This window comes from Pseudoalteromonas luteoviolacea S2607 (genome assembly GCF_001625575.1).
In the GTDB taxonomy this organism is placed as follows: domain Bacteria; phylum Pseudomonadota; class Gammaproteobacteria; order Enterobacterales; family Alteromonadaceae; genus Pseudoalteromonas; species Pseudoalteromonas luteoviolacea_E.
Genome location: NZ_AUXV01000002.1, coordinates 76615 through 89053, shown reverse-complemented (window position 1 = coordinate 89053; position 12439 = coordinate 76615). Strand labels below are relative to the sequence as shown.

Here is a 12439-nt window from a genome sequence, read left to right as displayed (position 1 = left end):
TTATTGAGGTGATGATGCCTAAGTGAAAACGATTCACATTACATAATCATTGCTTAGTATCTGTAGTGAGGAAACCGTCGTGGTAAAACCTGTAAAAAACACTAAGTTTGATGAGTACTTAGAATTTCCATGTCCATTTACTTTCAAAATAATGGGCTTAGCCAATGTCAATCTTACGGATCAAATTCTTGCTAAACTGCAAACTATTGCACCGGGTGATTACGCGCCTAAAGTAAAGCCAAGCAGTAAAGGCACTTATGAGTCAGTAACACTAGTTGCGACAGTGACATCAAAAGAGCACATTGAGCAAATTTACACAGAGCTTGGCAGCATTGAAGCTGTCCGTTACGTACTGTAGTAAGTAAAGGAAGTCCATGAGCAACCAAAGCGTCATCATTCGCCAACTTGGGCGGCAAAGCTATGAACCAATCTGGCAAAAAATGCAGACTTTCACTGACCAACGTGATGAGTCTGACGCCGATGAAATCTGGCTAGTAGAACACGAGCCTGTCTTTACACAAGGTCAAGCTGGCAAGTCTGAACATCTGCTTGCACCGGGAGATATCCCTGTTGTCAAAGTCGACCGTGGCGGTCAAGTAACCTACCATGGTCCTGGCCAACAAATGATGTACGTTTTGTTCAATCTGCGTCGGTTGAAAATAGGTGTTCGCGAGCTGGTTACTTGGCTTGAAGAAACCATTATCGACGCCTTGCAAGAATATGATATCAATGCCTATGCAAAGTCAGATGCGCCTGGAGTTTATGTCGATAATTGCAAAGTTGCTTCACTGGGTCTAAGAGTAAGAAGAGGCTGCTCATTTCATGGGTTAGCACTTAACGTTAATATGGACTTAAGCCCGTTCTTGCGTATCAATCCATGTGGTTACGCAGGTATGCAAATGGTCCAAACGAGCGAAATTAATGGTCCTGCCTCGCTTGAACAAGCAGGTCAAGGGCTAATAAAACATATGCTAAAGCGAATAAACGCTAAGCATGTTGTTCACACTGAAGGGTTTGAGAACGAATGAGTAAGCCAGTCAAAATGGAACCGGGTGTAAAGCTACGTGATGCCGAAAAAATGGCATTAATCCCGGTAAAAGTCCTACCAACTGAGCGCGAGCAAATGCTGCGTAAGCCTGAGTGGCTTAAAATACGTTTGCCTAAATCAAGCGAGCGAATCGAAGGGATAAAAAGTGCCATGAGAAAACATGGCCTCCATTCAGTATGTGAAGAAGCATCTTGTCCAAACTTATCGGAATGCTTCAATCATGGTACAGCCACATTCATGATTTTGGGTGCAATATGTACTCGTCGTTGCCCTTTCTGCGATGTCGCACACGGTCGACCATTAAAGCCAGATGCAGCAGAGCCAGAAAAGCTAGCCCTTACTATTAAAGACATGAAGCTAAAGTATGTTGTAATCACATCTGTAGACCGAGATGATCTGCGTGATGGCGGTGCACAACATTTCGCAGACTGCATCAGAGAGATCCGCAAGCATAACCCTGGAATCACTATTGAGATCTTAGTACCTGACTTCCGTGGTCGTATGGAACGCGCGCTTGAGATCCTGACAGAGACGCCGCCAGATGTCTTTAACCACAACTTAGAGACAGCACCAAGACTATACAAACTAGCGCGTCCTGGTGCTGATTACAAATGGTCTCTTGAGTTACTACGCCGTTTCAAAGAAGCGCACCCTGAAGTGAAAACTAAATCAGGGTTGATGGTAGGCTTAGGTGAGGAAATCCCTGAGATTGAAGAGGTACTAAGAGACTTGCGAGAACACAACGTTGACATGCTTACAGTAGGTCAATACCTTGCACCTTCTAAGCACCACCTGCCAGTGAAACGCTACGTGCCACCAGCAGAATTTGATGCGTTAAAAGAGTATGCCGACGAAATTGGCTTCTCACACGCAGCTTGTGGACCATTCGTTCGCTCAAGCTATCACGCTGATCAACAGGCAGCAGGTAAAGAAGTGAAGTAAACTTCTTTTACTCAAATCAAGAATTCAAAAGCAAGCCAACCGGCTTGCTTTTTACTTTTTCGGCTTGTTATTTAATTATGAGCTGATCTTCCCAAGTATGAATAAGGTTAGGATTCGTCAAATTAAACACTTTAACAGCCATCGTTTTACCTGCAGCATTCTCACACTCGATGATTTGATAAAGCACCGGTTGAGCATCATTTACTACTACCTCATTTTTCACAAAAACATCTGAGTGAAAGGGTCCTTTCTTATCTTCACCGTTAAACAACCCTAGCGACACACCTCGATTAGCTAGCGTCGTACAATAGGATTGCGTGTTTTGATTGTTGACTCTAAGCAGGCTTTTTATTTTATATGCTGAGTGATAGCCAAAAGAATAGGGTTGGTAGACAAATTCTCCCGCAGGCTCTAAAGATATTTGCCAGTCAACGACAGGAGCACCCGGTATGTTGACCTGTACGGTGTAATTGCTTCCTTGTGCGTCGGTACAATTGATATGCACTGTCTTAGAATCTAACAACGCAGACTCATCATTGAGCTCTGTTTCTAAAATAAGACTATTTGCATCGTCTACATCTTTAGTAATATTTAAGGTACTTAAGTGAGAGTAAGTTTTAATCGAGTATACGTTGGCAAATCCACAATCGCTTTGAGCATCTCGTAGATTTACATGCAAAGATAATTTATGTGCTCGTTCACTGACAATGATCGCAGACTGAACAGGACCATATGCATAATTAGTTACGCGCTCAAATCCATCCACATCGACAATGCTCTGTTCTACAGCAAGTAAACTAAAACTTGAAAACAAAGTAGCTAATAAAGACACTCTTGAATAGTTCATAACAATTTCCTTTCGCAGTAAGTGTTAGAAGCGATACCGTTTAGCGATTTGAAAAACGCTAACAAACAACTTAGGCAACTGCAAAAGTCATGTTTAGTCACAGAAAATACGAGCGATATTAATAAGATTCTATACAATTCACTAGGTTATGACGCAATCAAAATATTCGGTAATAAACTATCAATAACACATAATGTGATCCCATTACTTCCAAAATGAACCGTTGCCCCTCCTAATCAAACCTTTGATAAAAATCATTGAAAGCATTGAACTTAAAGCCCGCTTGCTGAGCTCAAAAAGTGCACCGCAGAATTTACTTTTCATTTTATTACGCACCAAGCAGAGTGCGTAATAAATTGAATGAAGTACATGGTAATTCCTGTGCTCAAAAAATTACGCAACCAACTCAGGGTTATTACGAACACCGTCTATGGCTTGAGTTATATTCATTAGATAAACATCTTCTATCAGAGAAATAACATCGTTCCAGCGCGGGTTATATTCATTGTTTTCCCAACGTCTCAGTGTGCGCTCTTCAATGCCATAACAAGCTGCTGACTCTGCCTGTGTAAACCCACGACATTTGCGTGCATATTTAAGCAACTGCGCACCTTTTGGTGTCCTTACAAGTTCGCCCGTATTTGCACTTACATCCGAAGCTTGTTGAGTCGCAACTAAGTTTTGCGAAAGTCTTGCTTTCATTTGGGCATTGAAGATTGATTGTTTGGCCATTTCCGCTTTCCTTATTTTATTACGCAGGTGAATTAAAGTGACTGTTCTTAATCGTTATAACCCACTGCTGTTAATACATCCTGAATTGAAAACCATCAGTATGCGTAATTTTTTAAGAATTATAGAGTAATTTATTACGCACTTCAATGTGTACCTTGTCATTTTTTGCGTAAAAAATTGCATTGAGTTTATTTTTAAAGCGCTTTATAATGCGCCTATTACTGCGTAATAAGATGTAATGTAGGACTTAGAAACCGAATATGGACGGATCAAATACCTTAAATAGCCTATCCTCACGGGTAGAACACGCTATAAAACCACATAGTATCAGAGCATTTGCGTCAAAAATTGATGTGTCTGAGGGTACATTACGTCGAATTTTAAAAGGCGAAGACCCAAAACTGAGTATTGTAGAACGTATAGCTGATGAAGCTGATGTTAGTTTACTCTGGCTTATTACGGGCGAAGAAGACACAGCAACAACAGACTCACCTGCGTCGATGCACCCGATTGTAAAACTAGATGAGTTTAACGAAGCCTTTGTACTTGTTCCCGGTTATCACGTGTCAGTCAGTACTGGACATGGCGCATTTAATGGCCATACGCAAATAGCAAGGCACCTCGCATTTAGAAAGAAGTGGCTGGAATATAAAAACCTAGAAAAAAGTGAACTGGCCGTTGTTTTTGCTAAAGGCGACTCGATGGAGCCAACTATCCATAACAACAATACTATTCTGGTCGACCTTTCAGACAAAAAGCTCAGTGAAGGACTTATTTATGTTGTCCGCTTAGGAGAAGAGCTATACGCAAAACGCCTGCAACAGTATTTAGATGGATCTGTAAGGTTAATAAGCGATAACAAGGAATATGTCGAGCAAGTGGTTAAACCTGATGAAATGGAGCAGCTAGAGATTATTGGTAAGGTTGTTTGGATAGGTAAAGATTTAACCTAAATCGTCTGTGAGAGCAGCCTAAGTGGGTCTCAACCCCACCTAGGCAATTTTTTAATTACAGCTTTTGCCAAGCACTACTATTACCCGGCTCATCCCCTTTAGTCCACCACAACGCTTTGTAACGCGCACATTGGTTCGCCGCATCACAATGAGATACTTCAGCCCCCGTATTGTATGCAACATCTATATGCCAAGGAAACTCTGCTTGGCTTAACAAGTTCCAAGCATCTGCAAAGCGCGTCGGTTCGACTCCTGATACCCAATATTTTGCTTCCCAGATCAGTGTCTGTTTGACTTCTTGGTCAAAGTGACTCACTTTATCACCCGTGTTGTACACAGCATTCGCATCATATGCTGGGTGTCCACCAGCCCCTTTTGGCGTCACTGTAACGATAACCGTATCACTGTATGTATCAACACCATTGTCTGATACGTTTAATCGAAAGACTAACTGCTCCTCTTGATCCACTGAAGGAGCAACAAAGCTTGCTTTTACAGTATTCGAGGCCAATATTGCAACTGTAGAACCTGATATTTGTACCCAACTGTACGTCAAAGTGTCACCATCAGCATCTGTTGTGGCACTGCCATCTAAAACAACATTGTTTGCAGCAGACTCAACTTGCTGATCGGCACCTGCATTGACAACTGGTGGCGTATTCACTTTACTATCTGTCACGATAATCTGTACTTCATCGCTGGTGTTTCCACCTTTGCCATCAGTGGCACTAAAACGTAACACAATCGTTGCTTCACCTACTACATCAGGCGCAATAAACTCAGCGTTTAAAGTCGTCGTTAAACCCAAGTTCACTGCCGGTCCAGACACTTGTTGCCACTGATAAGTCAATGCGTCATTATCCGGATCATTTGCTGTTGCTGCTAACCGAACCACAGAACCAGACAACACACTCTGGTCAACACCCGCATTAACGACTGGTGCACCATTAGCGCCATCGACTTGAGGGTGGCCTAACGACTCATGCATCCAGTTTAGAATATCACCATTGTCAGTATCTATTTCCCAACCAAACATGCCACCAAGCCCCTCTTGTTGTACAAGCTGCCCTTTGGCTGTAATCGACCTTTGGTCATCATATGAGATTAAATCTCCAGTACTTGGGCGATAGATATAAGCAGCCTGTGCTACCGTGTCATAGTGGGACTCCCAATCTGGGTGCTTTGCCCACTGCGCAATATTGGCATACATTAACGTTCCCGGTTCTAGTTTAAAGGCATCTGCTGGTGCTGAAGGACCTGTTGCCTTACCTTGCATGTGGTGCGTCCCCGACGTATATTCAACACCGGTCCAACCTCTGCCGTACATTGCCACACCAGCCACAAGTTTGTTCCCAGGAACACCTTGTGCTTTTAACAAATCAATACCGGTTTTCAAGTTGTAGTGAGTGGTGCGCTTATCTGACGGCTTAAAGTCTGATGGATAGACTGCTGTTTGGTGACCGAGCCCTTCTAAATCCCAGGCCCCAAAGTAGTCATAAGACATCATTAGGATATAATCCATATACTTGATGGCTTCACCGTAATTAACTTTGTCTAATTTGTCATAACCAACATTAATGGCGGAAGTAAGTTCATATTTACGCCCAGTGCGCGCTTCCTCTTCATCGAGCATCGTACGAAGCTCGCGCATAAGCTTAATATAGGTATCACCATCACTTGGCGAGCCTAAATTGGGATTGGCCGCTGCGACTCCAGGGAACTCCCAATCAATATCGATACCATCCCAGAATTGCCATGTTCTTAAGAATTTACGACAAGACTCAACAAATGTTTTGCGTTTTACATCATCTGCCATAAAGTAAAATGGGTCAGACAGTGTCCAACCGCCGACTGATGGGATAATTTTCAAGTTTGGATAACGCTGTTTTAGCGCCATCATTTGACCGTAATTCCCTTTTATCGCATCTTGGTTCACCTGATCGCCAACAGGTTTCATATAAGCTGCCCATGGATCTGGTGGCGCTAACTCAAAATCTGTTAGTCCAGCAGTAACCTTTTGAAATGTATTATAACCAGTTGGGTTTTCCGTTTTAAAAGACTCATTAGGCCCTGTGATTGCGACGAAACCATAGAAGATATGCGTCAGGTTTTCTGCGGGAATATTGTCAATATAATAGTCCATTCCCTCAACACGATATATCGACCACTCTGCTGCATATGCAGCAACCATTTTGCCCGTTGTATTGACGTATGACCGATTGGTCATTTCAATAGGGAATCTAGGATCGTTAACTCGCATTGGTAATGGATCTAAATGAGTACCCGCTGTATCAGCGACAATCAAGGTCTTTGAATTCGTACTCTGTGTACAACCACTAAGATTACACAACTGCACAGTCAGATTAAATTTACCACCTTTTTCAAACGTTAAAGTTTCTACACCCGACTGTGAATTACCCACTTCCGTCAATGCTCGACTATGAACAACTTTGCCATCCAATAAGATGTTAACTGTTTCACCTGCTTCACCCGTCCACTTGGACCAAGGCACAGGCACGTCAACACGTGGGGCGACTACAACATCTTTATACGCAAGTGAATCAGTAATTGTGACAAGGCTATGCTTTTCCACCATCCACTCTACTTTTGGCGCTCCTGGAGCGGCAGCCAGTGATGGTAGAGCGGTAACTAAACCGGAGAGTAACATGGCCTTTTTAACATGGCTTAAAACCCTGTTGTTCGTATTTATCATTAGAATTCCTTCTACATGTTATTGTTATTTTGCTGTTCTTTAGGTATTTACTTACCTGCTTTTTTAAATTTCAAAGGGCCCTTTTCACCCCCCGAAAAATATTCCCCTACCAAATATTGTCCATCTTCAGAAAGCGTTAGGGTATGTATCCCCTTGGTCGTCCAACCAGGAATTTGTTGTGTCACTTGAACATTAATCGTAATGGTATCTTTGTCTCGAATCCCAGAGCCGTGTTCCACGAAAGGGCTGCCTTTAAATTCCAAGTAGTGTGCTGTAAAAATCTCATTCCCAAATTGAGACACTATCAAATGGCCATTTGCAAAATTGCTGTCGTTTACATCGTGCCAAAGGCCGGCTATTCGTCGTTGTTCATCAACTTTTTGGCTAACAGCAAACGAAGAGACAACGCTGTCATCAGCTTGTGAAAAAAACGTCATACCGAATGCCAGAGAAAGGGAAATAAAAGAAATTACTCGGAGCATATTTAGATGTGCCTATATTTGTATCAGTTAACAAAAATCCGGATTCATTAACACTAATGTACCCAATATCTTTAAAAACACAACCCAATTAATTACAATATAGGTACAAAAATATTACAAACAATTTTTGATGCCTTCTGCCAACAATTCAAATAACGCACTAATCAGCTGAATTATCTACTTATTACTTTTCCGCTTGGTAGCAAGCTCAGCCTTATTGGGCGGTTAACAATAAAAAAAGTTAATTTTAATGCCAATCAGTAACCAAACCATAAAAATTTGATGTTCATTATCAGGTCCTTTAATTGCTCAATAACTAGATCCCCCTCTTCTGTAATTCAGGAGTTCTATGCTTTTTGACTGGGCCGTGAGCACATATCGGAATTTGTTCGGTCTACTGCCTTTAGTATTTGATTGATAACTTCACTTTGAATAAAGGAACCAGCATGTCTAATCAACTCTATTCACCAGATAAAATTTGGCAATGGAAAGAGGGCAATGGTGGCAAGTTTGCCAGTATTAATCGGCCCACTTCAGGCCCTCGATTCGATCAACCACTCCCTAAAGGAGCGCACTCTCTGCAACTCTACTCACTTGCCACACCAAATGGTATGAAAGTCACGATTCTATTAGAAGAGCTATTAGAAGCAGGTATCTCAGAGGCCGAATATGATGCATACACAATAGATATCATGGAAGGGGCACAATTTTCCAGTGGGTTTACGCGGGCAAATCCCAATTCAAAGATACCAGCTTTGATTGACGCATCTCATAACCCTCCCTTGCGGGTTTTTGAATCAGGCTCAATCTTACTCTATCTCGCAGAAAAATTTGCAGCATTCATGCCTACAGATGTTACAGCAAAAACAGAGTGCTTAAACTGGCTGTTTTGGCAGATGGGTTCAGCTCCTACTCTGGGAGGTGGTTTTGGCCATTTTTACGCCTATGCTCCTGAAAAATTCGAATACCCTATTGATCGTTATACTATGGAAGTAAAGCGCCAACTTGATGTGCTGAACAAGCACCTTGCTAGCAATCAATTTATGTGCGGAAATGACTACACCATTGCAGACATCGCCATTTGGCCTTGGTACGGCCAACTTGTTGACGGCAAGCTCTACGATGCAGCTGAATTTTTAAATGTCGATGAGTACCCCAATGTACAGAGGTGGAGCAATGAAATTGCTGCCAGGCCAGCTGCCAAACGTGGCTGTATAGTGAACAAAACATGGGGCGAGCCTCATGAACAACTCCACCAACGCCATCACAGCAGTGACTTTGAGTTAAAAACACAAGACAAGCTAGTCAAAGAATAGCTTTTGCACCACTTCAGTAAGGGTCGATAGAGCAGGCCCTTACCAAACTATGATTGCTTGGACATAAACTCGCTCATGCGCTCTTGCAATTCTAATTCGCTGAGATCTTCAATGTGGGTTCCAATCGTCCAAACATGACCAAATGGGTCCTCCAGTGTGCCTGCTCTATCACCGTAAAACTGATTTTCAACCGCTCGTAGTTCCTTTGCGCCCATTGCTAGGGCTTGAGCAAATACCAAATCAACATCTTCCACATAATGCATCAAAGACACCGCTGTTCCACCCAATTGTTTAGGGCCTTGAAAGTGCATATCTGGGCATTCATCACTGATCATTAAATGCGAGTTACCGACCTTTATTTCCGCATGAGCAATACGCCCATTGGGTAAATTCATCTGCATCACAAGTTGTGCATCAAATGCCTTTTGATAGAAGTTAATCGCTTCACTTGCACCATCAACTATCAAATACGGTGTGAGAGAGTGATACCCCTCTGGAATTGCTTTTACACTCATAATAAGTCCCTAGATTTAAATGACTGTCACTAAAATTAGACGATAAATACCAAAGTACAACCTTACGCGCGATATCAAGCAAAAAGTAAACTTCTTGACAAGAATCTGGGCCGGTCTCTTTTCTTCCCTTTAAAAAGCGCTAAACTATGCGTTTTTATCATATCTAGGTAGCAATATGCAGCGTAAAAAACTGGTCAATCAATTAACTGAATTACTTAAACCCTTCCAGATAAATGACTATTGCCCAAATGGCCTGCAAGTAGAAGGCAAAGACGAGATAAAAAAAATAGTCACCGGTGTAACAGCTAGCCAAGCTTTGATCGATGCAGCCATCGAAAAGCGTGCTGATGCAATATTGGTTCATCACGGTTATTTTTGGAAAGGTGAAGATCAAACCATTACAGGAATGAAACAGCGCAGAATTAAAAGTCTCCTTGCACATGACATTAATTTACTCGCCTACCACTTACCATTAGATGTCCACCCTGAGCTCGGTAATAATGCGCAGCTTGGTGAGTTACTCGACCTTATCGTGGAGCGCCCACTTGAACCTTGGAATAAAAATAGCGTCGCAGTAAAAGGCAAACTAAAAAAGCCAATGACAGTCGCAGAGTTCTCAGCGCTAATTGAACAGAAACTGGATAGAGCCCCTTTGGTCAATCAAGCTGGTAACCACGAGATAAAAACCATAGCTTGGTGTACTGGTGGAGGCCAAAGTTTTATCGACCTAGCTGCGAGTCAAGGGATCGATGCATATTTAACAGGGGAAGCATCGGAGCAAACAATTCATAGCTCGACGGAACAAGGTATTCACTTCTTCGCAGCAGGGCACCACGCAACAGAAAGATATGGAGTTAAAGCGCTCGGTGAATATCTGGCTGACAAATATGATTTGGACGTTGAATTTGTTGATATTCATAACCCAGTGTAAAGAGTATGCCAAAGAAAAAACAGCAACCGAAAAGCGCTACACCCCATGATCGTAATTTCTGTGATATCGCAAGTAAGTTCAAAAACAACATTTATGGCACAACCAAAGGTAAGATCCGAGAAGCTGTACTACAACGAGACCTCAATGAGATATTATCGAAGTTAAATCAATCGGCGCCGCTTCGAATACTCGATGTAGGTGGCGGACAAGGCCAACTTGCTCTTTATCTCGCAAATAAAGGTCACCAAGTTACTTTGATAGATATCTCTGAACAAATGTTAAGTTTGGCTAAGGAGCGATCGATAGATGCCAATGTGTCACAGACAATGACCTTTATACATGCACCGTTACAAGCGATCCCGAAATTAAATCTGGGGCAATTTGACCTTGTAATGTGTCATGCTGTACTTGAGTGGGTTGTTGATCAACCTGAAGCGCTCGGCATATTGCACGCTTCCTTGAAGCCTAATGGCGTATTGTCGCTGATGTACTTCAATAAATCCGCACAAAGGTTAGCTAATATGGTTTATGGTAATTTTGACTATGTTGCAAACGGGCTTAAAGTAAAGCAGAAAGTGGGCTTAAGCCCCAACCAACCTCTTGAAAGCGAACATGTTGACCACTGGCTCCAAGAGTTAAATTTAAATCAGATTAGCAAAACCGGCGTGAGGTGTTTTCACGATTATCTGCGCGATTTGGACAAGGCTGAAAGTCAATTCGATGAGCTATTAGCCATGGAACTGAAATATAACCAAAAAGAGCCTTACGCATCAATTGGTCGTTACACTCACCTTGTGCTCAACCATAAAAATTAAAGCTGTCTTTTGGAAAAAAATGGCCTTAACAGAATATACCCACCACAGTATAGCCGTTAAGGCCAAGACATGTGCTGAAAGAGAGCAGCAAACTCACGTTGCCATAGGTGCACGAATATGTCTTTTGAATCCCTTTGATTTAAATTGAAAAGCAAATATATCAAAAAGTTAAAAAAATATTTTTAAAGTATTTCATTATGAAAATGCAGTAATACAGACTCATATAGGTCCACTTTTTTGGTCGCGACGCCTTGACCACCAGCCGCTTTAATCACACTGATTTGATTTTCAGATTCTACCCAGGTATATACATAAAAAGGCGTATCATCACCTCGAGTGCGCATTGCTCTGAGAAGCTTAAGTCCGGCGAGTGGCTCGCCCTGTCGACCCATGTCTGAAATCACCACATTGTATTCATACATGCTCAGTAGTAACAGGGCTTCTTGAGTAGAAGTAGTATTGTAAACGCCAATTTTATGTTTTAGAAAATAGCCTTGCTCTTTTTTGTTATTTGTCGGGTTATCATCAACCCAGAGGATTCGACCGATTGCATCTAGCGGCTCACTTGCTTTGAATTCCTTGTCATTCAAATGCTCAAAAGAATGGTTGATAATCAACCAGATACAAATAGAGCACATCAGGAGTGTAACACCAATCCAAAACTTCAAATGCGCACCATCTGAATGACGCTCCACACTCAGCAATTCTAAATTGAGCTGTGTTTCATCTTTAGGGCTTTGCTGTAGCACTTTTAATTCGGGGTTAAACTTGTAGCCTTGGCCTCGTACCGTAACAATAATATCTTGATCTACACCAAGGCGCTGTAACAAGCTTCGCGTATCCGATACCAATCGGGGCAGTGACCAGGGAGATACCACAGAATCAGGCCAGAGAAATGCAACTAGCTCTTGCTGATTACATACTTTAGGACGTGTATCTAATAAGTATAAAAGCAAATTAAATACGCGCTCCTCAAGCACAATTTTTTTATCTTCCACGTCTAGGGTTTGCGTCTTTGCATTTAACGTCGCATTAGAAAATCGATACTCCATTTCACAGCCATTTCCATTTAATTTACTAATAACTAAAAGAATTAATAGACTATACCAAACTCAGCAACAGAGCTACCCCTATCATTTAGTAAA

General features: G+C 42.0%; 13 protein-coding genes. 7 read left to right on the top strand and 6 right to left on the bottom strand.

What is annotated here, in order from left to right; translation table 11 throughout:
- Positions 1-79 precede the first annotated feature (79 nt).
- Genes ybeD through lipA form a run of 3 tightly spaced genes read left to right on the top strand, consistent with a single transcriptional unit; the run spans position 80 to position 1990 of the window.
- The gene (ybeD, locus tag N480_RS01865) at positions 80-358 is read left to right on the top strand and encodes a DUF493 family protein YbeD (protein WP_063370834.1); all 279 of its coding nucleotides are present in this window, start codon (positions 80-82) and stop codon (positions 356-358) included.
- A gap of 16 nt (positions 359-374) precedes the next feature.
- Entirely contained in the window at positions 375-1028 is a 654-nt protein-coding gene (gene lipB, locus N480_RS01860; RefSeq protein ID WP_063370833.1) for a lipoyl(octanoyl) transferase LipB, read from the top strand.
- Positions 1025-1990 (top strand): lipoyl synthase, encoded by a 966-nt coding sequence (gene lipA, locus N480_RS01855; protein ID WP_063370832.1) that lies wholly within the window; start codon positions 1025-1027, stop codon positions 1988-1990. Before lipB ends, lipA begins: the two co-directional genes overlap by 4 nt.
- Before the next feature lie 67 nt (positions 1991-2057).
- Here lipA and N480_RS01850 read toward each other — a convergent pair whose 3' ends face one another.
- The gene (locus N480_RS01850; RefSeq protein WP_063370831.1) at positions 2058-2837 is read right to left on the bottom strand and encodes a hypothetical protein; all 780 of its coding nucleotides are present in this window, start codon (positions 2835-2837) and stop codon (positions 2058-2060) included.
- Positions 2838-3230: 393 nt separating this feature from the next.
- On the bottom strand, positions 3231-3569 hold the full coding sequence (locus tag N480_RS25740; RefSeq protein WP_231102210.1) for a helix-turn-helix domain-containing protein: 339 nt from the start codon (positions 3567-3569) through the stop codon (positions 3231-3233).
- A gap of 260 nt (positions 3570-3829) precedes the next feature.
- Between N480_RS25740 and N480_RS01840 the strand changes: the two genes are divergently transcribed.
- On the top strand, positions 3830-4522 hold the full coding sequence (locus N480_RS01840) for an XRE family transcriptional regulator (RefSeq protein WP_063370830.1): 693 nt from the start codon (positions 3830-3832) through the stop codon (positions 4520-4522).
- A gap of 55 nt (positions 4523-4577) precedes the next feature.
- On the opposite strand, the gene N480_RS01835 is transcribed toward N480_RS01840, so the two are convergent.
- Positions 4578-7235: a glycosyl hydrolase family 18 protein gene (locus N480_RS01835; protein ID WP_063370829.1), complete on the bottom strand. Its 2658-nt coding sequence runs from the start codon at positions 7233-7235 to the stop codon at positions 4578-4580.
- Positions 7236-7282: 47 nt separating this feature from the next.
- The gene (locus N480_RS01830; RefSeq protein ID WP_063370828.1) at positions 7283-7672 is read right to left on the bottom strand and encodes a hypothetical protein; all 390 of its coding nucleotides are present in this window, start codon (positions 7670-7672) and stop codon (positions 7283-7285) included.
- A gap of 491 nt (positions 7673-8163) precedes the next feature.
- On the opposite strand from N480_RS01830, the gene yghU reads away from it, so the two are divergent.
- The gene (gene yghU / locus N480_RS01825; RefSeq protein ID WP_063370827.1) at positions 8164-9033 is read left to right on the top strand and encodes a glutathione-dependent disulfide-bond oxidoreductase; all 870 of its coding nucleotides are present in this window, start codon (positions 8164-8166) and stop codon (positions 9031-9033) included.
- Between the two features lie 47 nt (positions 9034-9080).
- On the opposite strand, the gene N480_RS01820 is transcribed toward yghU, so the two are convergent.
- The gene (locus N480_RS01820; RefSeq protein WP_063370826.1) at positions 9081-9548 is read right to left on the bottom strand and encodes a VOC family protein; all 468 of its coding nucleotides are present in this window, start codon (positions 9546-9548) and stop codon (positions 9081-9083) included.
- A 175-nt stretch (positions 9549-9723) separates the two neighbouring features.
- On the opposite strand from N480_RS01820, the gene N480_RS01815 reads away from it, so the two are divergent.
- Both N480_RS01815 and N480_RS01810 read left to right on the top strand, forming a co-directional pair.
- Positions 9724-10479: a Nif3-like dinuclear metal center hexameric protein gene (locus N480_RS01815; protein WP_063370825.1), complete on the top strand. Its 756-nt coding sequence runs from the start codon at positions 9724-9726 to the stop codon at positions 10477-10479.
- Between the two features lie 5 nt (positions 10480-10484).
- Positions 10485-11294: a methyltransferase domain-containing protein gene (locus N480_RS01810; protein WP_063370824.1), complete on the top strand. Its 810-nt coding sequence runs from the start codon at positions 10485-10487 to the stop codon at positions 11292-11294.
- A 182-nt stretch (positions 11295-11476) separates the two neighbouring features.
- Here the strand turns inward: N480_RS01810 and N480_RS01805 are convergent, their stop codons facing one another.
- Entirely contained in the window at positions 11477-12346 is an 870-nt protein-coding gene (locus tag N480_RS01805) for a winged helix-turn-helix domain-containing protein (protein ID WP_063370823.1), read from the bottom strand.
- Positions 12347-12439 lie beyond the last annotated feature (93 nt).

Coding starts and splice junctions, on each gene's coding strand:
- N480_RS01835 (WP_063370829.1), bottom strand. CDS start 7,235: ATGATAAATACGAACAACAGGGTTTTAAGCCATGTTAAAAAGGCCATG.
- N480_RS01805 (WP_063370823.1), bottom strand. CDS start 12,346: ATGGAGTATCGATTTTCTAATGCGACGTTAAATGCAAAGACGCAAACC.
- lipA (WP_063370832.1), top strand. CDS start 1,025: ATGAGTAAGCCAGTCAAAATGGAACCGGGTGTAAAGCTACGTGATGCC.
- N480_RS01850 (WP_063370831.1), bottom strand. CDS start 2,837: ATGAACTATTCAAGAGTGTCTTTATTAGCTACTTTGTTTTCAAGTTTT.
- N480_RS01840 (WP_063370830.1), top strand. CDS start 3,830: ATGGACGGATCAAATACCTTAAATAGCCTATCCTCACGGGTAGAACAC.
- N480_RS01830 (WP_063370828.1), bottom strand. CDS start 7,672: ATGACGTTTTTTTCACAAGCTGATGACAGCGTTGTCTCTTCGTTTGCT.
- N480_RS25740 (WP_231102210.1), bottom strand. CDS start 3,569: ATGGCCAAACAATCAATCTTCAATGCCCAAATGAAAGCAAGACTTTCG.
- N480_RS01810 (WP_063370824.1), top strand. CDS start 10,485: ATGCCAAAGAAAAAACAGCAACCGAAAAGCGCTACACCCCATGATCGT.
- N480_RS01815 (WP_063370825.1), top strand. CDS start 9,724: ATGCAGCGTAAAAAACTGGTCAATCAATTAACTGAATTACTTAAACCC.
- N480_RS01820 (WP_063370826.1), bottom strand. CDS start 9,548: ATGAGTGTAAAAGCAATTCCAGAGGGGTATCACTCTCTCACACCGTAT.
- lipB (WP_063370833.1), top strand. CDS start 375: ATGAGCAACCAAAGCGTCATCATTCGCCAACTTGGGCGGCAAAGCTAT.
- yghU (WP_063370827.1), top strand. CDS start 8,164: ATGTCTAATCAACTCTATTCACCAGATAAAATTTGGCAATGGAAAGAG.